The sequence below is a fragment of the Bradyrhizobium oropedii genome (assembly GCF_020889685.1).
GTDB lineage: Bacteria > Pseudomonadota > Alphaproteobacteria > Rhizobiales > Xanthobacteraceae > Bradyrhizobium > Bradyrhizobium oropedii.
In genome coordinates this window covers 12,072-34,133 of the sequence record NZ_JACMYO010000011.1, presented here as the reverse complement: position 1 = coordinate 34,133, position 22,062 = coordinate 12,072, and the positions used below count along the sequence as shown (strand labels likewise).

17 protein-coding genes are annotated in these 22,062 nt (G+C 63.5%); 8 read left to right on the top strand and 9 right to left on the bottom strand.

What is annotated here, in order from left to right; translation table 11 throughout:
• The first annotated feature begins 419 nt into the window (after window positions 1-419).
• From H8A95_RS05490 to H8A95_RS05480, 3 genes are all read left to right on the top strand, one after another.
• Window positions 420-671 carry a helix-turn-helix domain-containing protein gene (locus H8A95_RS05490; protein WP_229166693.1) on the top strand — a complete coding sequence of 84 codons (252 nt, stop codon included), beginning with the start codon at window positions 420-422 and terminating at the stop codon, window positions 669-671.
• Complete coding sequence (locus H8A95_RS05485; RefSeq protein WP_229166692.1) at window positions 671-1,912, top strand: type II toxin-antitoxin system HipA family toxin; 1,242 nt, start codon at window positions 671-673, stop codon at window positions 1,910-1,912. The genes H8A95_RS05490 and H8A95_RS05485 overlap by 1 nt, the downstream gene beginning before the upstream one ends.
• A 183-nt stretch (window positions 1,913-2,095) precedes the next feature.
• Window positions 2,096-4,555: a DEAD/DEAH box helicase gene (locus H8A95_RS05480; RefSeq protein WP_229166691.1), complete on the top strand. Its 2,460-nt coding sequence runs from the start codon at window positions 2,096-2,098 to the stop codon at window positions 4,553-4,555.
• A 5-nt stretch (window positions 4,556-4,560) separates the two neighbouring features.
• On the opposite strand, the gene H8A95_RS05475 is transcribed toward H8A95_RS05480, so the two are convergent.
• Complete coding sequence (locus H8A95_RS05475) at window positions 4,561-5,013, bottom strand: hypothetical protein (RefSeq protein ID WP_229182272.1); 453 nt, start codon at window positions 5,011-5,013, stop codon at window positions 4,561-4,563.
• Between H8A95_RS05475 and H8A95_RS05470 the strand changes: the two genes are divergently transcribed.
• Both H8A95_RS05470 and H8A95_RS05465 read left to right on the top strand, forming a co-directional pair.
• A complete protein-coding gene (locus H8A95_RS05470; RefSeq protein ID WP_229182271.1) occupies window positions 5,012-8,116 on the top strand; it encodes a DEAD/DEAH box helicase in 3,105 nt (1,034 codons plus the stop codon). The two genes, H8A95_RS05475 and H8A95_RS05470, sit on opposite strands and share 2 nt — an antisense overlap.
• 676 nt (window positions 8,117-8,792) lie before the next feature.
• Window positions 8,793-10,364, top strand: a complete 1,572-nt coding sequence (locus H8A95_RS05465) for a porin (RefSeq protein WP_229182270.1) — start codon at window positions 8,793-8,795, stop codon at window positions 10,362-10,364.
• 97 nt (window positions 10,365-10,461) lie between these two features.
• Here the strand turns inward: H8A95_RS05465 and H8A95_RS05460 are convergent, their stop codons facing one another.
• The 4 genes from H8A95_RS05460 to H8A95_RS05445 all read right to left on the bottom strand — a co-directional run bounded on the left by H8A95_RS05460 (window position 10,462) and on the right by H8A95_RS05445 (window position 14,188).
• On the bottom strand, window positions 10,462-11,496 hold the full coding sequence (locus tag H8A95_RS05460; protein ID WP_229182269.1) for an LLM class flavin-dependent oxidoreductase: 1,035 nt from the start codon (window positions 11,494-11,496) through the stop codon (window positions 10,462-10,464).
• 208 nt (window positions 11,497-11,704) lie between these two features.
• Window positions 11,705-12,628, bottom strand: coding sequence for a glutathione S-transferase family protein (locus tag H8A95_RS05455; RefSeq protein WP_229182268.1), 924 nt, complete (start codon window positions 12,626-12,628; stop codon window positions 11,705-11,707).
• 108 nt (window positions 12,629-12,736) lie between these two features.
• Window positions 12,737-13,495: an SDR family NAD(P)-dependent oxidoreductase gene (locus H8A95_RS05450; protein WP_229182267.1), complete on the bottom strand. Its 759-nt coding sequence runs from the start codon at window positions 13,493-13,495 to the stop codon at window positions 12,737-12,739.
• A 123-nt stretch (window positions 13,496-13,618) separates the two neighbouring features.
• Window positions 13,619-14,188, bottom strand: coding sequence for a TetR/AcrR family transcriptional regulator (locus H8A95_RS05445; RefSeq protein ID WP_229182266.1), 570 nt, complete (start codon window positions 14,186-14,188; stop codon window positions 13,619-13,621).
• A 104-nt stretch (window positions 14,189-14,292) separates the two neighbouring features.
• On the opposite strand from H8A95_RS05445, the gene H8A95_RS05440 reads away from it, so the two are divergent.
• Both H8A95_RS05440 and H8A95_RS05435 read left to right on the top strand, forming a co-directional pair.
• On the top strand, window positions 14,293-15,081 hold the full coding sequence (locus tag H8A95_RS05440) for a crotonase/enoyl-CoA hydratase family protein (protein WP_229182265.1): 789 nt from the start codon (window positions 14,293-14,295) through the stop codon (window positions 15,079-15,081).
• A 209-nt stretch (window positions 15,082-15,290) separates the two neighbouring features.
• The gene (locus H8A95_RS05435) at window positions 15,291-16,142 is read left to right on the top strand and encodes a division plane positioning ATPase MipZ (protein ID WP_229182264.1); all 852 of its coding nucleotides are present in this window, start codon (window positions 15,291-15,293) and stop codon (window positions 16,140-16,142) included.
• Between the two features lie 15 nt (window positions 16,143-16,157).
• On the opposite strand, the gene H8A95_RS05430 is transcribed toward H8A95_RS05435, so the two are convergent.
• From H8A95_RS05430 to H8A95_RS05415, 4 genes are all read right to left on the bottom strand, one after another.
• On the bottom strand, window positions 16,158-17,669 hold the full coding sequence (locus H8A95_RS05430; protein WP_229182263.1) for a glycosyl hydrolase family 79 N-terminal domain-containing protein: 1,512 nt from the start codon (window positions 17,667-17,669) through the stop codon (window positions 16,158-16,160).
• Between the two features lie 66 nt (window positions 17,670-17,735).
• On the bottom strand, window positions 17,736-18,590 hold the full coding sequence (locus H8A95_RS05425) for a sugar phosphate isomerase/epimerase family protein (RefSeq protein WP_229182262.1): 855 nt from the start codon (window positions 18,588-18,590) through the stop codon (window positions 17,736-17,738).
• A 3-nt stretch (window positions 18,591-18,593) separates the two neighbouring features.
• Window positions 18,594-19,940 carry an MFS transporter gene (locus H8A95_RS05420; RefSeq protein ID WP_229182261.1) on the bottom strand — a complete coding sequence of 449 codons (1,347 nt, stop codon included), beginning with the start codon at window positions 19,938-19,940 and terminating at the stop codon, window positions 18,594-18,596.
• A gap of 117 nt (window positions 19,941-20,057) precedes the next feature.
• Window positions 20,058-20,930 carry a phytanoyl-CoA dioxygenase family protein gene (locus H8A95_RS05415; protein ID WP_229182260.1) on the bottom strand — a complete coding sequence of 291 codons (873 nt, stop codon included), beginning with the start codon at window positions 20,928-20,930 and terminating at the stop codon, window positions 20,058-20,060.
• Between the two features lie 98 nt (window positions 20,931-21,028).
• Between H8A95_RS05415 and H8A95_RS05410 the strand changes: the two genes are divergently transcribed.
• Window positions 21,029-22,039, top strand: a complete 1,011-nt coding sequence (locus tag H8A95_RS05410; protein ID WP_229182259.1) for a LacI family DNA-binding transcriptional regulator — start codon at window positions 21,029-21,031, stop codon at window positions 22,037-22,039.
• Window positions 22,040-22,062 lie beyond the last annotated feature (23 nt).

Sequence of the window (22,062 nt, the reverse complement as noted above, 5' to 3'; positions counted from 1 at the left end):
CTCGGAATACACCCGGTTTACAGAACCCCAGATAGCCATTGGTCGTCCTTCGTCGGTGTCGCTCGCTGATCTCTTCGCGCACGAGCGGCGAGGGTGAAATCCTTCGTCGGCATCGCGCCGGTCGCCATGCGGCGCCGCTCGTCGGACGACAACGGTCGCCGCTGTGAGAGCAGCACGGAATTTCGAAAGCGTCCGTCGCGGGCGACATCGGTTGGTAGGCATTGAAAATGTTCCTTATTTGTTCTATTTAGTCAATGTCTTCCGCGACCAATATCTTCCCAACCCCAGGGTTTGCCTACTTAAAGAGGCGTTTGAGCCAATCTTTGATAAACGAACTTCCATATGAGGCATGCGCCCGGCCAAACCGACAATTATAATAGGCAAATTTGGTCACGAATTGACTATTATAGGCTGCAAGCATGGACCTTATCGAACTGGGCGAACGTGTTAAGGCGGCCCGTAAATCCAAGGGATGGTCGCAGACCAAGCTGGCACAAGCTGCGGGTATCAGCCGCGCACGCCTGGAGGCGCTTGAGAATGTGCGCCTTGCGGAAATGGGCATCAAACATCTGCTTCGTATCTTGAATGCGTTAGATCTCGACCTGAGGTTGACGCAGCTTAATCGCGGTCGCCCGACACTCGAGGATCTGGTAGCGGAGGAGGCTCGCTAATGCTCCGCGTCTGGACAGATCAGCAGTCCGCTGGACATTTGGACCGCCATGGACCGCGAGGGACAGCTTTCGTCTACGAGCCGAAAGTGGCAGCCGAACGTGCAGTCTCGATCACGATGCCAGTGCGGACGGCATCTTGGAATACGCAACATGGTCTTGCGCCGGTATTCGATATGAATCTCCCGGAGGGGGCGCTCCGGGCGTACCTTGTCCGAAGATTTGCCAAGGCGACCGGAACGTTTGATGATTTCGATTTGCTGGCGGTTGTTGGACGAACCCAGATTGGGCGTATCCGCTACTCTGATCTTGATGTCGAGCTAAATGAGGACGTTCCATTCCAATCGATCGACGAGATCCTCAGCGCAAAGCGCGGTGGCGAGTTGTTCGCTTATCTTCTTGAGAAGTTCGCGGTCCATTCAGGGCTTTCGGGAATCCAGCCGAAGGTGATGATCCGCGCTGTCGACGACGCGGGAAAAGGTACGGGTGATTGCCAATCCCAGAGCTTCCGCAGCGCTACGCACATCGTAAAGTTCTGGGACCCGAACGAATATCCCGAACTGGCTGCCAACGAACATTTCTGCCTGTCGGCCGCAAAGGCCGTGGGATTGACCGTTCCGGATTTCCAGCTTTCGGACAACGGTACCGCCATCGTTGTGAAGCGCTTCGATCTGCGGCTCGATGGCACTTATCTGGGCTACGAGGACTTTTGCGTCCTCAACGGTGTACCCACTACCGAGAAATACAACGGTGGCTACGAAACACGCTTATTCAAGCGTGCCCGCGATTTCATTGATCCGGCCGAACAGCGCAAAGCGCTAGAGGATCTGTTCAAGCTGTTCGTCCTCAATTGCGCGCTTCGCAATGGTGACGCACATCTGAAGAACTTCGGCGTCATCTATGAAGATGTCACTGGCCCCGCACGTCTTGCGCCGATTTATGATCTCGTCAGCACGGTGCCCTATTTGCCGAAGGACGGCATGGCGCTTACGTTGAATGGTTCGACCAAATGGCCAGACCGCAAAGCGTTGGTTCGTCTTGGCCAAACTCGATGTGATCTTTCCGTGCAGATGATCAACAAGATCATAGAGCAAGTCGCCGATGTTCTGGCGAAGCTGGCGCCGGAGGTAACGAAGTATTTCAATGAGAATTCGGTTCATCGTGAGATCGGAGGAAGACTTCTCGCGGCCTGGCAGTCGGGCATTCGAGAGAGTCTTGGCTTTCCGAGAGCGGCGCTCGTGTAGCAAGCCCAAGTTTGGCTTCTGGGGACGAGTTCAATCCGCGGTGGATTGTGGTCTCGCTGGGGGTGTGTCGCGATTGGCCAGGAGCTAGGATCGGCGGTCAAAATCGTCTCGCGAGACGACCCTGTTGAACCGTGAACCGAAGGTGCGTCGATGAGATCGATGTACCGTAGTTGCGAGCCCGCCGTGAAACCGAACAAAGAAGTCAAGCTTGCGCGCACCCACGCGCCCGTTGATCTATCACCGGCCGATTGGCAGCGCGGTTTACGCCGCCAGTTTGGCCGCGAGCAATCCTTTGTGCTGGAAAATCTCGGCAGCGAGCCGTTCTTCTCCGAGTTCCGGGTCACCAATCCCGATTCGAAATCGAGTTACCGCGTGGCGGTACGTGGCCTGGGGCCGGGAGGCAATTTCTGCTCTTGCCCCGACTACGCAACGAATGAGTTGGGGACCTGCAAGCACCTGGAGTTCACCCTCGCCCAATTAGAGAAAAAGCGAGGCGCAAAAGCAGCGTTCGCACGCGGCTACCAGCCGGCCTTCTCCGAGCTCTATTTGCGCAATGCAGGCCCGCGCCGCGTGCACTTCCGTCCCGGGACGGATTGTCCGCCAGCGGTGAGGCTGGCTGCCGATCGCTTGTTCGATATGAAGCGTGATGGAATCCTCGCAGACGATCGACTGGGCGAGCTCAAGCGCTTCATGACCTCGGTGTCGGAGAGTGGTCACGAGTTTCGCGCCTATGACGATACCCTCGATTTCGTTGCTGGAAGGCAGGACGCCGATCATCGAGCTTCCAAGCTCGAGCGATTGTTCCCGCGCGGTGCCGCCGACCCCAAGCTGCGAGGACTCCTGAAGGTGGCGCTTTATCCCTATCAGGCCGAGGGCGCGCTGTTCGCGGTGAGGGCTGGTCGGGCGTTGATCGGCGACGATATGGGATTGGGCAAGACGATACAGGCAATCGCCGCGACAGAAATACTGGCCCGCCACTTCGGCGTATCGAGAGTCCTGGTGATTTGCCCGACATCCCTCAAATACCAATGGCAGAGCGAGATAGCTCGTTTTTCCGGGCGGCGAGGCAAGCGCGCGGCGCGCGTCATAAGTGGCGGGCGAACCCGACGGCAGAACGACTATGGGCTCGACGACTTCTGCAAGATTACGAACTATGAGAAGCTGCAGGGCGATCTAGACCTGATCGCCGCCTGGGCGCCTGAACTGGTCATCGTCGACGAAGCTCAGCGTGTAAAAAATTGGAACACAATTGCAGCGAGAGCCTTGAAACGCATCGACAGTCCGTATGCGATCGTTTTGACTGGAACGCCCCTGGAGAACAAGCTGGAAGAATTGATCTCGATCGTGCAATTCGTCGATCAGCACCGGCTGGGTCCCACCTGGAAGCTCTTGCACGAACATCAGGTCAAGGACGAGGCCGGCCGCGTCACTGGCTATACGGGGCTGAAGAAGATTGGCCAAACCCTGGCGCCTATCATGATCCGCCGGCGAAAGCCGGAGGTGCTCCAGCAGTTGCCCAGTCGGACGGACCAGAACGTGCTGGTTCCAATGACCGAACCGCAAAAGCTTTTTCATCAGGAAAATGCGGACATCGTGGCCCGGATTGTCCAACGCTGGCGCAAGACCAGGTTTCTCTCGGACAAGGATCAACGGCGCCTGACCTGCGCCCTTCAGAACATGCGCATGTCCTGCAACAGCACCTATCTGCTCGATCAGCAGACTGACCACGGCGTCAAGGCCGATGAACTGGCCGCGCTGTTCGAGCAGTTGTTTGCGACGCCGGAGACCAAAGCCGTGGTGTTCTCGCAATGGACGCGGACCCATGACATCGTTATCCGCCGCCTGGAGGCGCGTGGGATCGGCTATGTGAGCTTCCATGGTGGCGTGCCGTCGGACAAGCGGCCGGAACTCATTCAGCGCTTTCGCGACGATCCCGCCTGTCGCGTGTTCCTGTCGACCGATGCCGGCAGCACGGGTCTCAATTTGCAGCACGCTTCGACACTGGTGAACATGGACCTGCCATGGAATCCGGCAGTGCTCGAACAACGCATCGCACGCGTCCATCGGCTCGGCCAGGCGCGGCCGGTTCAGGTCATCAATTTCGTTGCGAAAGGCTCGATCGAAGAGGGCATGCTTTCGGTGTTGGCATTCAAGCGTTCGTTGTCGGAAGGAATTCTCGACGGTGGCAGCGGCGAGATTTCGCTGGGCGGGTCGCGGCTCAACCGCTTCCTGAAGGACGTGGAAGGTGTCACGGGAACCATGGGTGCGGGCGAAGCCATCCCCCCTGCCGAGGAGGCAGGAGCGGTCGACGGCGCCGCCAGCGGACAATCAGTCGGCGCCGTCGATGCAGATCCAGTTGTCGGTGCTGACGATGTGGCGGTCGCGCTGGCCGGCGAAGCCGAACAGCGGTTGGGCGACGCATCTTCCGATCCATGGCAATTGCTGCTGCAGATCGGTGCACAGTTCATTGGCACCATTGCGGCCGCGAACGACTCCGGCTCTGTCGCACGTTCATGGGTCGAGCGCGATCCGCACACCGGCGCGCAAACTCTCAAGGTTCCGCTGCCGCCACCGGAGATGGCGAGGCAACTGGCCAATGTGCTCTCGGCAGTAGCCGAGAGTTTGCGTGGACGGCAGCCCTGACCCCCTCATGGAGGGCTGCCTTTATATTTGGAAACGGCTGCCAACCTATTGAGATTGTTGAAGCGTGTTTTGACCGTTTCTTCCAAAGGCGCCTTGAAATCATTGCATAATCGAGCGGATTTTGATTCCGCCATTCGGAGGTTCGATCCCTCCCGCCCCAGCCAGCAAACAAGCTGTTGATTTCGATAGAAGAATCGATTTCTCCCGATCGAGTCCCTGCCGGCATTTCGGGGCGGGCTGGGGCCGGCTATCTGGAAATCTGTGCCGCTTTCGTTTCCATGCCGGTTGGCGACAAGCCCCGAGTCGCCCCGAGATGCATGTCGACGGGCGATCGACTCACGAAATAACGACGGATTTGACGTGGCGAATACCAAGAAGGCCCGCGCCGCTGTTGGCGCGAAGAAGAAAAGCAAGGGATCCGCGCGCTCCGGGATCTCATCTTCCTCGCCCCTCGGCATGCTGGCACTCCACCTCCTCGAGCAATGGAAGAAGTCCGGCCGCGACGGCATCGCTTTCCTTGCCGAGAGTGAGAACCGGGCGGAGCGCCTCGGCAGCGTGCTCCATTCGCTCGATCCCTCGCTCGAGGTGCTGGTGTTCCCGAGGCTGAATACCTTGCCCTTCGACGGACTGGAGCCGTCTCGCGAGATCGCCGGCCGACGGAGTTCGGTGCTGCGGCGTCTCGCCAGGAGCAAGAAGCCGGTCTTCCTGGTGTCGACGGCGGAGGCGATCATGGAGCGCCTGCCGTTGCCCGCCAGTTGGGCGCGCCTCAGCATCAGCCTGAAGGTGGGGGCGGACTATTCCGAGCAGGATCTCAAGGATCGTCTGGAGGCTCTCGGCTACGATCTCGACGAAGAGGCGGATTTTCCCGGGAGCGCGCTGTTCCACGGCATGACGTTCGAAGTCTTTCCCGCCGGCGCCCTCGGGCCGTTCAGAATCGAACACTCCGGCGGCGTGATCCGCAGGATCGCCGGCGTCGATCCGGACGAGCACGACGTCGTCTTCGACGCGCAGGAACTGCTGATCGATCCGATGTCCGAGCGGATCGCGTTGGGAGGCAAGCGGGCACAGCGCGCAGCGCTGCCGGATTATTGTGATCGCGCCCACTGGATCGCGGATGCCGGCGTGTCGGGCCATGCCGAGAGCTGGCTGGGCACGATCAAGGAGGCGGCCGGCCGCAGGGAGGCGGAGCGCGAGTATCTCGGGCCCGGCGACTGGAAGCGGCTGACCAAACGCATGAGCGCGCTGCCGCGAAAGGCGGCGTTCACCCCGACGCCCGATTTCTCGAAGGTCGCCTCGTCACGGAAAGCTCTCCGCGCATTTGTCGCCGACACCGAGCGCGCCGGGTCGCGGCTGCTGTTGGTCGCGGCGGTGGAGGACGACCTGCGCGCGATGGAGCGGATGAGCGGCATCAAGGCGGAACGCTGTGCCGATTGGGACGAGGCAGCGAAGGGACGGGGTGGCGAAGCGGCATTGCTGGCTGATTTCGACACCGGCTTCATCGGTTCTGGCCGCAAGCCGCTTGTCGTCGTGACGGCGACCGACGTGCTCGGCAGCAGGGCGCATCATCCGCAGCCGATGGCCAAAGCCTGGGGCGCGGCCTTCGACCATCCCGACGTGCCTGAGCGGGGCGCGGTCGTCGTCCATCTGCAGCGCGGGCTGGCGGTGCTCGACGGCTTGCAGACCTACGACATGGGGAAGGGATCATCCCGCGAGATGATCAGGCTGGCATTTGCGGGCGATGATGCCGTGCTCGTTCCACCCGCCGACCTTGCGCTGATCTGGCCGTATGCAGCGGAGCGCGGCAGACTGACATTGGACCGGGCCGACGGAAGCACGTGGTGGGCGCGCCGCACCGAGGCGGAGCGGGACATTCAGGTTGCCGCCAAGCAGCTTGCGAGGCACATCGCGCAACGACGTCGCCGGCGCGCGCCGAGGCTGGTCGCCCCCGGTCCGGCCTACGAGCGGTTCGTCGCGCGCTTTCCATATTTCACGACGGTCGATCAGGCCAGGGCGATTCGGGACGTGCTGGATGATCTTGCGTCAGGTCATCCGATGGATCGGGTCGTCTGCGGCGACGTCGGATTTGGCAAGACCGAGGTCGCGTTGCGCGCCGCGGCCGCCGTTGCCCTGTCCGGCAAACAGGTCGCTATCGTTGTGCCGACGACCGTTCTGGCTAGGCAGCACGTCGCGACGTTCCGCAAGCGGTTCGCGCCGCTTGGCATCGAGGTGGGAAGCTTGTCGCGAGCGACGTCGGCTCAGGAGTTGCGGGAGACCAAGGAGGGCTTGCGAAGCGGCAAGATGAAGGTGGTGGTCGGCACCCATGCGATCGCATCCAAGGACGTGAAATTCGCCAAGCTCAGTCTGGTCGTCGTCGACGAAGAGCAGCATTTCGGTGCGGCGGAGAAAGCGAAGCTCTCGGGCCTGGCGAAGGGCGTCCATACGCTCTGGATGAGTGCCACGCCGATCCCGCGCACGCTTGCGGCAGGTCTCGCGGGCTTCAGGGATCTCAGCGTGATCGCAACTCCGCCTGTGCATCGGCTGCCGGTCGTGACCAAAAGCGCGCCGCTTTCGGACGCGGCCATTGCCGCTGCATTGCTGCGCGAGCAGCGACGTCACGGCCAAAGCTTCCTGATCTGTCCGCGCATCCAGGATCTGGAGCCGATGCTGGCGCGGGTGCAGGCGGTGGCGCCGGAGCTTCGCATCGTTTGCCTGCACGGCAAGCTGCCTGCCGACGAACTTGACGATCGAATGATGAGCTTCGTCGAAGGCGAGGCCGACGTGCTGCTCGCGACCAACATCGTCGAAAGCGGTCTCGACATTCCCCGCGCGAACACCATCGTGGTCTGCTGGCCGGAAAAGTTTGGCCTGGCACAACTCCACCAACTCAGAGGTCGGGTGGGACGCGGCGGAACGCGTGCTTTCGCCTATCTGTTGACCGAATCCAGTTCGGAGCAATCCGGCAAGCGTCTGGCCGTTCTGGAGGAGTTCAGCAGACCGGGCGCCGGTTTCGCCATCAGCGAGCGCGATCTTGACCTCAGAGGTGCCGGGGACCTGCTCTCCGAGCAGCAGTCCGGCCACGTGCAGGTGTTCGGGCCGGTGCTCTACAGCCATCTTCTCAAACAGGCCTCGGAGAAGACCAACGATCGGGCCGCCGATCTGTGGGTGCCCGATCTCAACCTTCCGCTCGCCGACTTGCTGCCCAAGAGCTACGTGCAATCGGAATCCATGCGTCTCGAGATTTATGGCCGTGCCGCCAGGTGTCGGAGCGAGGACGATCTGGAAGACCTCGAGGAAGAGACCTCTCGTCGTTTCGGCAAACTGCCGCCGGCGGCCCGCGATTTCTTCGCGGCGGCGAGGCTCAGGATCGACTGCAAGCGGCGCGGGATCGTGAGGCTCGACGTCGGGCCCGAGGCCGTCGCGGCGACGTTCCTCCCTGGAAGGCTGCCCAAATCGAGGGCACGGTCGCTTCAGCGCGACGGCGATCGCGTCTTCTATTCAGACAACACGCAGGCGCCGCCTTTCGAGCGGATCGACGATCTCATGGATATTCTGGACGAGTGAGATGCGACGTTGCTCCGGCGGTCCTGATTCTGTCGCGTGCGCTGACATCTCAGTGACATCTAGCTTCGCTACTGGACATCTCTCGTGATCCGTTCGCTGTCTTTTGGCCTGCTCCGAGCTATCGGAATGCCCCCTTCCAGGTGCGAGTCGGCGGTATCCGAGGCGGGCTATCTCATTCAGATGCCGGTATTTTTCGGGCCCAAAAGACAGGCAGGATGGCGGAATCAGCCGCTCCCCGATCGGCCCCAACTTTCGCTTTCTCCGTGGGATTACGCGTTTTGCACACCGTTCCGCCCGGTGTTGCCCAAATCTGTGCCCGCCAACGGTAACTTGGATATTAGATATACATATCAATGGCTTGCGGCAGCGTCGCAGTTCAAGTGTCCGTGATATTTGTGCAACATTTGCCCGAAAACAGCCGCAACTCCTCCCCAACCGAGCGGTCTTTTGTTGCGTGATCGGGGGCCTTCTGTCTCATATGGAACTGCGACGGAGGGGGGCATCCCAAGGTCGTCCCGTTTTAGGTGGTTCGCTTAAGTCCCTCGCGTTCATGCGGGTGTGTCCGAAGGCGCGAAGCGACTGAGCGGGGTTTAAGGGACAAAGGGAACCAACCTGAGGGTGTTTTACCCGGCGGATCCGGAACCTTCCCTGAGATAGAGCAACTTGGAGGTTTAACATGAAGATGGTTAAGAGCCTTATCCTCGGCTCGGCGGCGGCTCTCGTCGCGGTCGGCGGAGCTCAGGCGGCCGATCTTCCCGTCAAGGCCAAAGCGGTCGAGTACGTGAAGGTTTGCTCCCTGTATGGTCCCGGTTTCTATTACATCCCGGGCACCGATACCTGTATCAAGCTGGGCGGCTACCTGCGCGTGGACGTTCTCGCGAACACCAACTCGGACGACACCGGAAACACCTCGGGCGCTGGTGGTGCAAAGAACCGCTTCACCAACGGCTACACCTGGCGTTCGCGTGAAGACCTGAACATCGATACCCGCACCGCGACCGAATACGGCGTGGTCCGCACCTTCTTCGATGCGACGTTCTCCTGGACGTCGGACACCTATGCCGGGCAGGGCAACGGATCGACCGTCTACTCGCCAATCGGCACGGTTTCGGCACCGAACAACGCCAACTCCGGTGCGGTTGCGGGCGGTACGGTCGGCGTCTACTACGCCTTCATCCAGTTCGCCGGCTTCACCATCGGTAAGGCGGTCTCGCAGTTCTCGGCGCCGTGGGCCAACTATCCGGGCAACAACTTCGACGGTCTCGTCGGCGGCGGCGGCACGATCACTGGTGTGAACCAGTTCACCTACACCGCGCAGTTCGGCAACGGCGTGTCGCTCTCTCTGTCGGCGCAGGATCAGACCCAGTACTATCAGGCTGGTGCCATCAATCTTGGTGCACCGGTCACTATCGCGCCTCCTGGCGCCCTCGGTGTGTTCGGTGCCAGCGACTACGCCGGAACGATTGCTCCGGACCTCGTCGCGATGCTGCGTGTCGACCAGGCTTGGGGACTGTTCCAGGCTTCGTTCGCGGCGCATGATAACCACGTGGCCTACTACGGCGGCAACGAGTTGACCGGTCATCCGGAAGACAAGTGGGGCTGGGCAGGTCAGTTGGCCCTGTCGATCAAGAACATCCCGACCGGACCTGGCGACACGATCAACATCCAGGGCGTCTACACGGACGGTGCGACCCGCTACAACATCCAGGACCTCGCCGGTTCGGCTGGCGCGAACACCATCTTCGGCAACACCGGTATCCCTGGTGCTTACCAGAGCATCGGCTTCGGCATTGCGCCGGACACCGTGTTCGTCACCGGTGGCTCGCAGCAGACGATCAAGACCTGGGGTATGCGCGGTGCGTACGTCCACAACTGGAGCCCGAGCTGGAACACCAGCATCTACGGCGCTTATGCTGGCGTCCGCTACAACGACACGGCCAAGGGCTACATCTGCGGTCCCGGCGGAACTGGTGTGGGTGGTTCGTTCGGCCTCCTGCTTGGCGCAGGATCCAACCTGACCTCCTGCAACCCCGACTACAACATTGCGCAGATCGGCACGCAGACCCAGTGGACCCCGGTCAAGAACCTGACCTTCACGGCAGATTTGACCTACACTCACCTGGATCAGAAGTTCGCTGGCACGATCACGTATCCGGGCAGCGCCGCTATCGGAAAGCCGGGCGCCATCTACGAGCTGAAGGACCAGAACACGGTCCTCCTTCTGCTCCGCGCTCAGCGCAACTGGTAATACCGGTTGATCTGACTGCAATCTAACACAGCCCCCGGCGCCAAAACGCCGGGGGTTTTGCTTTGTGAGGCTGGCTCGAGATGCTGCCTCTCGTGCGTCACGCAGCGAGCATGTCGCGGACCATCGGCACCACCTTGCTGCCGTAGAGCTCGATGCTCTTCATCAGCTTCTCGTGCGGCAGTGGGCCGGCCGAGTATTTCAGCTGGAAGCGTGCCGCGCCGAGCGCCTTCACGGTCGCCGCGATCTTGCGCGCAACGGTTTCCGGGGCACCGACATAAAGCGAGCCGTGCTCGGCTTCAGCGACGAACTCGTCGCGGCCCATCGGCGGCCAGCCGCGCTCCTTGCCGATCCGGTCGCGCATGACCTTGTAGTCGGGCCACAGCTCTTCCCGAGCTTGCGCGTCCGTCTCGGCGACGTAGCCCGGCGAATGCACGCCGATCGGCTTCGGCGTCCGCCCGAACTGCTGGTAGGCGCGCTGGTGCAGGTCGACATAGGGCGCGAAGCGCTTGGGATCGCCGCCGATGATGGCGAGCATCAACGGCAGATCGTAATGCGCCGCGCGCACCACCGATTCGGGGCTGCCGCCGACACCGATCCAGGTCTTCAGCCGGCCGTGCTCGATCGGCGGATAGACCGACTGAGCCTTCAGCGGCGGCCGCAGCTTGCCCTGCCAGGTCACCGGCTCCTGCTTCAACAGCTCGGTGAACAGGTCGAGCTTCTCCTCGAACAGCTCGTTGTATTGCTTGAGGTCGAAGCCGAACAGCGGGAACGATTCGGTGAAGGAGCCGCGGCCGAGGATCACTTCGGCGCGGCCGTTCGAGACCGCGTCGACGGTTGCGAAGCGCTGGAAGACGCGGATCGGATCGTCCGAGCTCAACACGGTCACCGCCGAACCGAGGCGGATGTTCTGGGTGCGTGCGGCGATTGCCGCGAGCACGGTCTCAGGCGAAGAGATCGCAAAGTCGGCCCGGTGGTGCTCGCCGAGCCCGATGAAATCGATCCCGAGTTGATCGGCCAGCACCGCCTCGTCGACGACGTTGCGGATCACCTGGGCATGGGGAAGCGGCGCGCCGGCGGCGTCCTTGGTGACGTCGCCGAACGTGTCGAGCCCGAATTCGAGAGAGGTCGTCATCACATAGTCCAGTTGTCGGCGTGGCGGAGCATCCGCCACGGGCCACCCATCGCGCGCAGGCCGAGAGGTCGTGTTGCTTGCTGAGATGTCCGCAAGCCTGCGCTGTGGAGCCTTCGGTTGGAGATGCTTCCGACTTATGGCCTGTTCGCCGCCCGACAAGGTCACGCCACGAAACGCAGCGTTTCTGGGCGGCTGCGGCTGGCGGCGATCAGCCCGGGATGACCAGGAAGCCGGCCCGCGGGAAATGCACCACGACCTCGCCGACCCGTTCGTCGGACCGACGGATCGCGATGTGCTGCGCCGACAGCGAGACGATCTCGCCGTGGACCGGGATCTTGCCGTAGTCATCCGGCATCACGCCGACGACGTCGCCGGGCTTGCGACCGTTCGGGTCCGCAGGGTCGCCGAACACAGGCGACTCCGGCTCCGCCTTCGCCGCGATCTCGAGCGCGTCGGCCGACGACATCTCGGTGCGCGTGCCGTGGCCGATGGCGCGGATGCGCTCTTCCCACGCCGCAGTACGTGGAAAGGGCTTCATGATTTCGTCGATCGTGGCGATGCTTTGCCGTGCGTACCACACGTTCATGGAGGCGCTGACGTCGGCGAGGCTGAACTCGCCGAACAGCCACGGTCGGCCGTCGCCGAGTTGCGCCTCGATCCAGTCGACATTGGCGCGGAACTGGTCGCGCATCTGCGGCAGCGCCGCGGCCATGGCGGCGACATCGAACTTGGCGCCGCGCAGCTTTTCGCGATCCTCGATGAAATCCTGCGGGACCTTGTCGCCGATGAAGCCGAACGCGAGGGTGACCGTGTTCTGGAAGAACGGCCGGTCGGCCCACATGCCGAGCGCCCAGGGCATTCCGGCATTGCCCGCGGGAAACAGCGTCGGCGTCGGATAGCGCCGCTCCACCTCGCGGATGATGATCTGGGTGTCACAATAGATGTCCGCGCCGATCTGCATCGTCGGCGTGCGGCGATAGCCGCCGGTCATCGGCATCAGGTCCGGCCGCGGCATGATCCGTGAAATCCGCACCGAGTTCCAAGCGAGCTTCTTGAATCCGAAGATGATGCGGATCTTCTCGGAGAACGGCGACTGATCGAAATGATGCAGGATCGGCGTGGGCTGCGACATGGCCTTCTCCCGGAGTATGGTGCGATCTCGACGGACCTTGTCGCATAGCCTGACAAGATTTCAGCGGATCGCAACCGATTTCCCGGAGAACGACGGCGGCGCGCGTCGTCAGAACTGTTCCGCCCAGGGCCGCAGGTCGAGCTCCAGCGTCCAGGCGCTACGATGCTGGTGATGCAGCACCCAATAGGCCTCGGCGATGGCCGCGATGTTGAGCCGGCCATCCGGCCCGCGCTCGTCCTTCAATTGCGGACGCATGCTAAGCAGCCGATCACCCCCGATGCCGCCGTCGACCACGACGTGACCGACATGAATGCCCTGCGGTCCGAATTCCCGCGCCACGCTCTGCGCCAGCGCACGCAGTGCGGCCTTGGCGGCGGCGAATGGTGAGTAGTTGGCCTTGCCGCGCAGCGAGCCGCTGGCGCCGGTGAACACCAGCGTGCCGCCGCCGCGCGCAAGCAATGCCGGGATCGCGGCCTGCGCGAGCTGGAAGCCGCCAAGCGCGTGCTCGCGCCAGTGCTCCTCGAAGCGCTGCTCGCTGACCTTGAGGAACGGTGCGGGCCGGTTGGAGCCTGCATTGTGCACGGCCATCGCGAGTGGCGCGAGCTTCTCGGCAGCCGTGACGAAGCGGGCGACATCGGCCGCCGTTGAGGCATCGCCCACGACATGGGTGACCTCAGCGCCATCAGCGGCGAGTTCGGCTGCCGTCGCCTCCAGCTTCTCGGCGTTGCGGCCGGCGATCGCGACGGGATAACCGCCGGCGGCAAAGCGACGCGCGATCGCGGCGCCGAGGCCGTTGGACGCGCCGACGCCGGCAATCAGCACGCTTCCTTGCACCGCGGTCGGCTCAAGGGCGGATCGGTCGTTCATGGCTTGCTCCATCAATTGCATGATCCGGAAAAGTGGAAACCGGTTTTCCCTCGCGACAAACGCGGAACGCGTTTGCGCGGAGATCATGCTCAAACAAACAAGGTGCCCGCGGCGCGGGCGAAATCATTCGTCGGACGCCATCGCGACGATGCTGTCGCGCACCGTACGCAGAACGGCGTCGGACCGCTTCGGGTCGGTGAGGACGCGCGAGATCGCGAGTGCGCCGACCATCGCACTCACCGCGACGATCGCGCGGCTATCGTTATCGTCGACGAGCGTCTCGGCGACCTTGGCGATGAAGGATTCGATGTGCGGCTCCATCACCGCGCGGCATTGTTCGTCGGCGCGGCCGACATCGGAGATCAGCGCCCCGATCGCGCAGCCCGACTTGGGCTGGTCGCGATGGCTGCGGCTGAGATAGCTTCGCACCAGCGCGTTGACGCTGACCGGCTTGTCGGGATCGCGCGCTGCGTGCGCCGAGGCTTCGCCTGAGGTCAGCGCCTGTTGCAGCGCCGCGGCGATCAGATCCGAACGCGAGGCGAAGTGCCCATAGAAGCCGCCATGGGTCAGCTTCACCTGCTGCATCAGGCTGCCGATGCTGAGCGCGTCGAGCCCCTTGTCGCGGATCTGCGTCGCGGCCTCGTTCAGAATACGCTCACGGCTCCTGGCCTTGTCGGCCTGGGAATGGCCCATCTCGCAGTGCCCCTGTTTGACTCTCTTTCTGGATTATGACCATCATGCTTCTGGATGACAAGTATCATCCAGAAATTCGTCAGTCACAAAGCAGGGAGGAACAGATGTCCGGCAGCGCGAGCGAGGGGCGGGTCCGCCACGAGCGGCACGATCGCATCCTGAAGATCACCATCGACAATCCCGCCAAGAAGAACGCCTTCAGCCCGGAGATGATGGAAGAGCTGTCCGACGCGCTGACCTTGCTCGACAATGACGACGGCCTCTGGGTCGGCGTGCTCTGCGCCGCCGGCGGGAGTTTCACCGCGGGTCTCGACATGCCGAAATTCTTCGGCCCGACCGCATCGCGCAAGCCGCTGCCGGAGGGCAACGTCGATCCGTTCGGGTTGTCGAAGCGATGCCGGAAGCCGATCGTCACGGCAGTGCAGGGCATCGTGTTCACCGTCGGCATCGAGATGATGCTGGCGGGTGATATCGTCGTTGCCGCGGACGACAGCCGCTTCTGCCAGATGGAAGCCAGGCGCGGCATTGCGCCGCTGGCGGGCGCGCATTTCCGCTACATCAGCCGCGCCGGCTGGGGCGATGCGATGTATCACCTGTTGCTGTGCGACGAGTTTACCGCGGCTGAGGCCCATCGGATCGGCCTCGTGCAGGAGGTCGTGTCGGCCGGGCAGCAGATCGAACGCGCGATGGCCCTCGCAGAGATCATCGCGCGCAATGCGCCGCTCGGAATCCAGGTGACGAAAGAAGCGGGCCGCAAGTTCATCGAAGCCGGCGAGCAGGCGGCAATTGCGATCATCCCGGAGATCCGCGAGCGCGTGCTCAACACATCAGATGCGGCCGAGGGCATCAAGTCCTTCGTGGAGCGCCGCGCGGCCGTGTTTCAGGGCCGCTAGTCCCCGGGACCCTAGTCCCTGAGACGCGCATTGCGTTCACGGTACGTGCCCTCAGTGCGGTTGTGACAATCTTGTCGCAACCGGCTGAATTTCGATCACGACAATGTCGCGGCGACTCTTGTCGAGATTCGTCGAATCAGGGAGATTCGAACCATTCATTAAATTCTGTTTCGTCCTGCTTTGACTCAAGCGTCCGGTAGGGATTCCCCATGACAAACGCGCGCGTAATCGTTGTCGGAAACAACAAGGGCGGCTCCGGCAAGTCGACAATTGCCATGCACGTCGCCGTCGCGCTGATCAAGGCGGGTCAGCGTGTCGCCACCATCGATCTCGACAACAAGCAGAAGTCGCTCACACACTACGTCGACAACCGGCGGAACTGGGCGCGGGAAACCTCGCTGGATCTCGGCATCCCCGTGCATATGTGCTTTGAGACGGTGAGCGGCAGGAGCGGCGAGGTCGAGACGCTCGGCCGCAGCGCGCTTGCCGAGATCATCGAACGGCTGAGCCGATCACACGATTTCGTCGTGATCGATTGCCCCGGTCACGAAACTTACCTGACGACGTTCACGCATTCGCTGGCGAACACCCTGATTACGCCGCTGAACGACAGCTTCCTCGACTTCGACGTGCTCGGCACCGTCGATCCGAACGATTTCAAGGTGACCGGTATCAGCCACTATTCGGAAATGGTGGAGGAAGCGCGACGCCAGCGCAGCGCGCACGATCAGCCGGCATTCGAATGGGTGGTTTTGCGCAACCGTCTTTCCACGCTCGGGTCGCGCAACAAGCGCCTGGTCGGCGAGGCCCTCAGCGAGTTGTCGAAGACGTTGAATTTCCGCCTGGTTGACGGTTTGGCCGAGCGCGTGATCTTTCGCGAATTCTATCCGCGCGGATTGACGGCGGTCGACGATGTCAATCAGCTCGCGCTCGGTGGCCGGCCGACCATGTCGCATGTCACCGCATGGCTCGAGATGGAGCGGCTGATGACCGCGATCATGCTCAGCCATCTGGTGGCGCGCTCGCCGGAATCCGCCGACGCCAGCCGCGACGCGGCATAAGGCGACGTCGCATCGTTACCGGCAATTGGTGTTGCCCGCGCCGGCAACGGTCAGGAACGTGATCGTTGCCGGTGCGAACGCGATCGCCCCTGCTGCGGCTGCGTCGCTCCTCAGGACGGGAATCTGATCGGAGGCTCCGAGCGCGAGTGTGCTGCCGTTGAGCTGAATGGTGCCGTCCGCGGGCGTTGCGCTCGCCAATGTGTAGCGTTGCGAGGCGGCCGACAGCGTCAGCCTGCGTTGTGTCCGACGATCATTGTTGATGACGAGCAAGGCTACTCCATCCGGCATGTCGCGCGCGCAATGCGCATAGACGTGTAAGCCGGGTTCCTCGACGACGCCGGCATCGAGCACGGTCGTTCCCATCAGCCGTCGCCACAGCAGTGCGGCCCAGTAGTTCGGCCGCGGCAGATGGGTTCGCTCGCCGAGCAGTCCATAGTCGCTCGCCGCAAGCGTGTTGTGCATCACCACCTGAACGCCGGCCTTGGCCAGCCGGCCGAGCTGATCGAGATAGCGGAACGTATCGATGAAGGTTGCGGCCCAGCGGTTGCCGCCGCAGGCGGTCTCGGCGGTTTCGGTCAGCCAGATCGGCTTATTTGACGCAAGCCGGTCGCGCAGCGTCTTGTAGAGGGCGAATGTCTTGCCGGTTCGTGCCAGCCATTCGTCCGACAATGCCTGCTTCGCGGTGCGATCGCCGCCGCATCGCGCCGAGAGCGCGCCGTAATGATGGTAGGAGACCGCATCGACGCCGGCTGCCGATACGGCGAACCGCACTCGTGCATCCGCGCCGGTGCCGACCGTGCCCGGGCCTAGGATCGTCACGTCAGGTGCTGTTGCTTTCATGAAGGCGCGGAACGTGGCAAAATCCCGGCCATAGGCCGCGGCATCGTCGCGCTCAGGCGCACCGCCGATGGCCGGCAGATCGGGCTCGTTCATGAACTCGGCTGCGGCGATCTGGCGGTCTGTCTTGCGCGTGAAAGCGAGAAGCTGCCGGGCCTGTTCGGAGGTCCATCGCCCCGCAGCGTCACGCGTGCCGGGGCTGATCGCAAAGGACGTGACGATGGAAGCACCGACCGTGTGCGAGAAGTCGATCACGTCGCGCCATTGCTGTCGTGTCAGCACGCCCTTGAAGCCGGTCGGCGGTGCAGCCGGTGGCGTCCCGGAATCCGCGAAGAACGTGCTGTTGGCCCAGGTGCCGCTGACGCGCAGATACGCGGGCGAGAGGGCTGCGGCGAGCTTGCGCAGCCTGGCATCGTGCAGATCGATGGGAGCGCGGGCCGCAAGCCGTTCCGCCTTTGCATCCGCCCTTGCATCGCTGGCGGCGTACGGCTTCCAGAACCGTCCACCGGTCACCTCGACCATCTCGATATTGTAGGACTGGAAGCGCGGGTCGATCGTCGCGACGCGCGGCATGGTCGCGACGTCGAGCGTCAGCTCCGCCGCGATCGCCTTGGCGCAAACGAAGACGGCAAGCGCCGGGATGGCGATGCGCGTGAGACGTTGAAGTGCGGTCCGGCAGTGGCTGCGCACGGCTCCTCGCGGCGTTCTGAACTGGATGTCATGTCAGAATGCCGCCGCGGCCCGCTTGAATCAACGCTATGGCGCGCCTTGCGGCTCGCTTGCGATGCGATCCCACAGCGCGCGGATCATGTCCTTCATGACCAGCGCGTCCTGCCAACGGTCGGACAATTCCCTGCCGTCGGGGCCGGTGATGGCATAGGGCGGGGGACCGAGCTCGCACAGGAAGGTCAGGGTCGCGTCAGGCCCGGCGCGCCTGCGCCAGGAGCGGATGCCGTAGTCCCACCAGCCTGTGAATAGCGAGACCCAGCCCTGGTGCTGGGGAAAGCCGAGCGAGATCTGCACCTGCTCGCGGCTCGCGATGCGGCCGTGGATGCCCCACGCGTGGTCGAGGATGCGATGGATCATTGCATGATTGATGTCGTCGACCGGCCAGGCGAATTCGCGGCCGACCAGATAATGGGAGAGATCCGCGGTCAGCCGCAGGTCGGGAAAGCAATCGAGCAAATCGAGCGTGAAGAACAGGTCGGTCGTCATGCGGTCGCGATGGGTCTCGACATGCACGGCGACGCCGGCCTCCGCGGCAAGCCGCCGCCAGCCTTCGAGCAGGGGAATGCAATCGGAAAGCCGGCGCGGCCGAACATCCGGCTGCAAATTGACATGATCGGCGCCGAGCTGCGCGACCAGCTCGAGCACCGGCTTCAGATCGTCGACGCTCTTCGGATAGCATTGCGCCTGCCAGATCATGTCATGCGCGCGAAGGAAGCTCGTCGCCTCGCGCGCGAAGTCGGGGTCGATGAAGCGCACGCCGGCGCCGTCAAACCCGGCATCGCGGATCATCGCGAGCTGGGTTTGCAGCGGCCATTCGGCCTCGTCGGCCAGCCGCCGCTCCATCGCCCAGAGCGACTGCAGGACACGCAGCTGCTGCGCCACGGATCAGGCCCGTGCCGGGATCGCCGTGGGCAGCTCGGCCTGTTCGCTCGCATCGGCGTCGATGTTCTCCTGATAGGTCTCGGGCCCGATCCAGATCGCAACCACCGTGCAGGCCGACAGGAACATCGCGTAACAGGCCACCGGCCACCAGGTGCCGTAGGCCGCCACCAGCGCGGTGGCGACGAACGGCGCCGGGCCGCCCGACAGCAGCGAGCCGAGCTCGCGTGCGAAGGCAAAGCCGGCGAAGCGGCGTTGCGGCGGGAACAGTTCGGCGAAATACGCCGCCTGCGGCCCGAACATCGCCGCCGTCACCACGGCACGCGCCAGGATGAAGGCGAGCGCGATCATGACCCACTCCTTGGTCCCGACCATCCAGAAGAACGGGAAGGAAAGCGCAACGCCGGCGAGTGCGCCGAACATGTAGACCGGCCGCCGTCCGATCCGGTCCGACAAGGCCGCAAAGCCGAGGATCGCAAACAGCTCGACCGTGAATGCCAGCATCAGCGCGCTCAGCGCCTCCGCTTTCGGCACGCCGAGCGTGGTGATCACGTAGCTGAGACCAAACACCGGGAAGAAATAGCCGAGCCCGTTTTCGGCCATGCGGGCACCGAGCACGACGAAGAAATTGCGCGGGTGCCGGCGCAACGCCTCCATCGCCGGATTGCTCTCGACCTTGCCGCGCGCCACCACCGCCTGGGTATAGACCGGCGTCTCGGTGATCCGCATGCGGACGAAGATGCCGACGACGATCAGCAGGAAGCTTGCCAGGAAGGGCAGGCGCCAGCCCCAGCTCATCAGATCCTCGCGCGGCAGCATCGTCACCAGCGCGAAGGCGCCGGCGGCGAGCAGATTGCCGACGGAGACGCCGAGCGGCGCGAAGCCGCCCCAAAATCCCCGATGTTTCGGCGGCGCGTTCTCGACCAGATAGATCACCGCGCCGCCGTACTCGGCACCGGCGCCGAGGCCCTGGATGACGCGCATCGCGACCAGAAGGATCGGCGCCCAGATGCCGATCTGCGAATAGGTCGGCAGGAAGCCGATTGCGGTGGTGCCGATGCCGATCATCAGGAGGGTTGCGACCAGCACCGGCTTGCGGCCATAGCGGTCGCCGAGGATGCCGAACAGGAGGCCGCCGAACGGCCGTACCACGAAGCCGACGCCGAAGGTCAGGAACGACAGCAGCGTGCCGACCAGGGGATCGCTCTTCGGAAAGAACAGCTCGCCGAACACCAGCGCGGCTGCGGTGCCGTAGAGGAAGAAGTCGTACCATTCGAGCGCGGAGCCGATGCTTGCGGCCAGGATCACACGCAGGCGCGATGTACGAGCGCCATCTCTTGCCATCTCGGTCATTCGTTTCCCCGTAATTTTGATTTTTATGGTCGTTTGATCGAGCACGATCGCGTGGTTTCGGATCGTGCCCGTGAAAGCAGCAATGCCCGCGGCGAGCCGCGGGCATTGTCTTGGGTCTCAGGCAGCGCGCGTGAAGTAGGATTTCTTCGACGCCGACTGGGTCTCGTAGATCGATCCCTGGCGTTTGGCCGGCGGCAGCGGCATCCGCACCGGCACGTCGGTGAGCCGCGGTGCGACCACCGGCTGACCCGCCAGCAGGCGGCTGTTGAATTCGTCGAAGTCCTTCACGCCCATCAGCGGCCAGGCGTCGCTGGCGGCGACTTCATACAGCAGCAGGTTGCGCGGCCGGTTCGACGTGTTGGTCGCCGAGCCGTGCAGCGCGCGCACGTGGTGGAATGACATGCTGCCTGCCTTGCCCATGCAGGGCACTGCACGCTTGATGTCGTCCTGGATCTGGTCAGGATCGATCAGGCCCGCGAAGCAGCCGTCGTCGCCATGATGATCCCACATCGTGGCGCCGGTGTGCGTGCCCGGGGTCACCAGCATCGGGCCGTTCTCGATATCGCAATCGTCGAGCAGCACGCCGATCGCGAGGATGTCGTCATTGGTGTGCGGATAGAACGCCCAGTCCTGATGCCACTCGACCGGCGAGCCGTATTGCGCCGACTTCATGTTGAGCTTGGAGCCGTGCAGGCGAAGCCCGGGACCAATCAGTCTGGTCAGGATCGAGATCACGGCGGGGCTGCGGACGATCTCGTCGAAGATCGGGTGTACCTTGTGCGGCGCCTTGATGCGGCGAACGCGCGGGGTCTCCGGCGTGTGGCCCGGTTCGAGGTCGTAGACGTCGGTGTGCTCGCTCACGCTGGCGGCGCCGGCCACCAGCTCCGCGAGCACCGTGCGCACCTTGCCGAGGGTCTCCTGGGTGAGCACCTCGGGCACCACGATCACTCCGTCGCGCTTGTAGGCCTGGGCCTGTTCGTCCGAAATCATTCCGTTCCTCCCTTTTTCTTGAATGTTAGCGCTAACATTAGACGATGCTAGCGCTAACATCGTGGCTTGGCAACCCGGAATCGTGCAGGCTCCGGCCCATGAGCTCCGAACTGACCGAACCCGGGACCGGCCCGACCGGTGCCGCGCCCACCCTCTCGGAGGTGGCCAAGCGCGCCGGCGTCTCCTCGATCACGGTGAGCCGGGTGGTGCGGATGCCCGACCTGGTCGCCCCGGAGACCCGGGCGCGGGTCGAGCAGGCGATGCGCGACCTCGGCTACATCCCGAACCTGGTGGCGGGCGCGCTGGCGAGCGCGCGGACAAATTCGGTTGGCGTGCTGGTGCCGACCATCGCCAACTCGATCTTCGCCGATACCGTGCAGGGCCTGTCCGACAAGCTCGAGCCGCTCGGCTTCTCCGTGATCCTGGCGCAGTCGCGCTACGATGCGGCGCGCGAGGATCGCATGCTGGCGGCGCTGCTGTCGCGGCGGCCCGAGGCGATCATCATGGTCGGCTCGCCGGCGACCGAAGACGGCAGCCGCCTGCTGCGCAATGCGCGCATCCCGATCGTCGAGACCTGGGATCTGCCGGCAAATCCGATCGACGCGGTCGCGGGCTTCGACAATTACAAGGCCGGTGTCGCGGTCGCGAAGCATCTGGTTGCGCAGGGACGCAAGCAACTCGCCTTCATCGGCGGCGACGATCCGCGCGGGACGCGCCGCTGGTTCGGCTTCAGGGACGAGGCCTTGGCAAGCGGCCTCGCCGAGCCGCGCCGGCTGATCCTGGACCGCAAGGATTCAGGCAGCGTGGCGGCGCATGCACGCCTGCCTGGTGTCGACGCGGTGTTCGCCGCCAACGATGCCCATGCGATCGGCTTCATGTCGGGGCTGCGCAAGGCCGGGGTGCTGCGTGACGGACCGGCATCGGCGCAACCGGTCGCCGTGATCGGGCTCGGCGATCTCGAAATGGGCCAGCTGATCTCGCCGACGCTCAGCACCATCAGCGTGCATGGCGACGCGATCGGCCGCACCGCGGCGACGCTGACCCTGGAGCGCGGCGGCGAGCGCCGCATCGATCTCGGCTTCGAGCTGGTGCTGCGCGACAGCGGTTAGCGATCATTGCCGCGACATTGCGG

Excerpts from the sequence above, each read along its gene's own strand:
- H8A95_RS05445 (WP_229182266.1), bottom strand. The coding sequence starts at position 14,188 with ATGGGCCATTCCCAGGCCGACAAGGCCAGGAGCCGTGAGCGTATTCTG.
- H8A95_RS05475 (WP_229182272.1), bottom strand. The coding sequence starts at position 5,013 with ATGCCGAGGGGCGAGGAAGATGAGATCCCGGAGCGCGCGGATCCCTTG.
- H8A95_RS05450 (WP_229182267.1), bottom strand. The coding sequence starts at position 13,495 with ATGAACGACCGATCCGCCCTTGAGCCGACCGCGGTGCAAGGAAGCGTG.
- H8A95_RS05415 (WP_229182260.1), bottom strand. The coding sequence starts at position 20,930 with ATGATTTCGGACGAACAGGCCCAGGCCTACAAGCGCGACGGAGTGATC.
- H8A95_RS05420 (WP_229182261.1), bottom strand. The coding sequence starts at position 19,940 with ATGACCGAGATGGCAAGAGATGGCGCTCGTACATCGCGCCTGCGTGTG.
- H8A95_RS05460 (WP_229182269.1), bottom strand. The coding sequence starts at position 11,496 with ATGACGACCTCTCTCGAATTCGGGCTCGACACGTTCGGCGACGTCACC.
- H8A95_RS05470 (WP_229182271.1), top strand. The coding sequence starts at position 5,012 with ATGCTGGCACTCCACCTCCTCGAGCAATGGAAGAAGTCCGGCCGCGAC.
- H8A95_RS05435 (WP_229182264.1), top strand. The coding sequence starts at position 15,291 with ATGACAAACGCGCGCGTAATCGTTGTCGGAAACAACAAGGGCGGCTCC.
- H8A95_RS05485 (WP_229166692.1), top strand. The coding sequence starts at position 671 with ATGCTCCGCGTCTGGACAGATCAGCAGTCCGCTGGACATTTGGACCGC.
- H8A95_RS05410 (WP_229182259.1), top strand. The coding sequence starts at position 21,029 with ATGAGCTCCGAACTGACCGAACCCGGGACCGGCCCGACCGGTGCCGCG.
- H8A95_RS05440 (WP_229182265.1), top strand. The coding sequence starts at position 14,293 with ATGTCCGGCAGCGCGAGCGAGGGGCGGGTCCGCCACGAGCGGCACGAT.
- H8A95_RS05490 (WP_229166693.1), top strand. The coding sequence starts at position 420 with ATGGACCTTATCGAACTGGGCGAACGTGTTAAGGCGGCCCGTAAATCC.
- H8A95_RS05465 (WP_229182270.1), top strand. The coding sequence starts at position 8,793 with ATGAAGATGGTTAAGAGCCTTATCCTCGGCTCGGCGGCGGCTCTCGTC.
- H8A95_RS05455 (WP_229182268.1), bottom strand. The coding sequence starts at position 12,628 with ATGTCGCAGCCCACGCCGATCCTGCATCATTTCGATCAGTCGCCGTTC.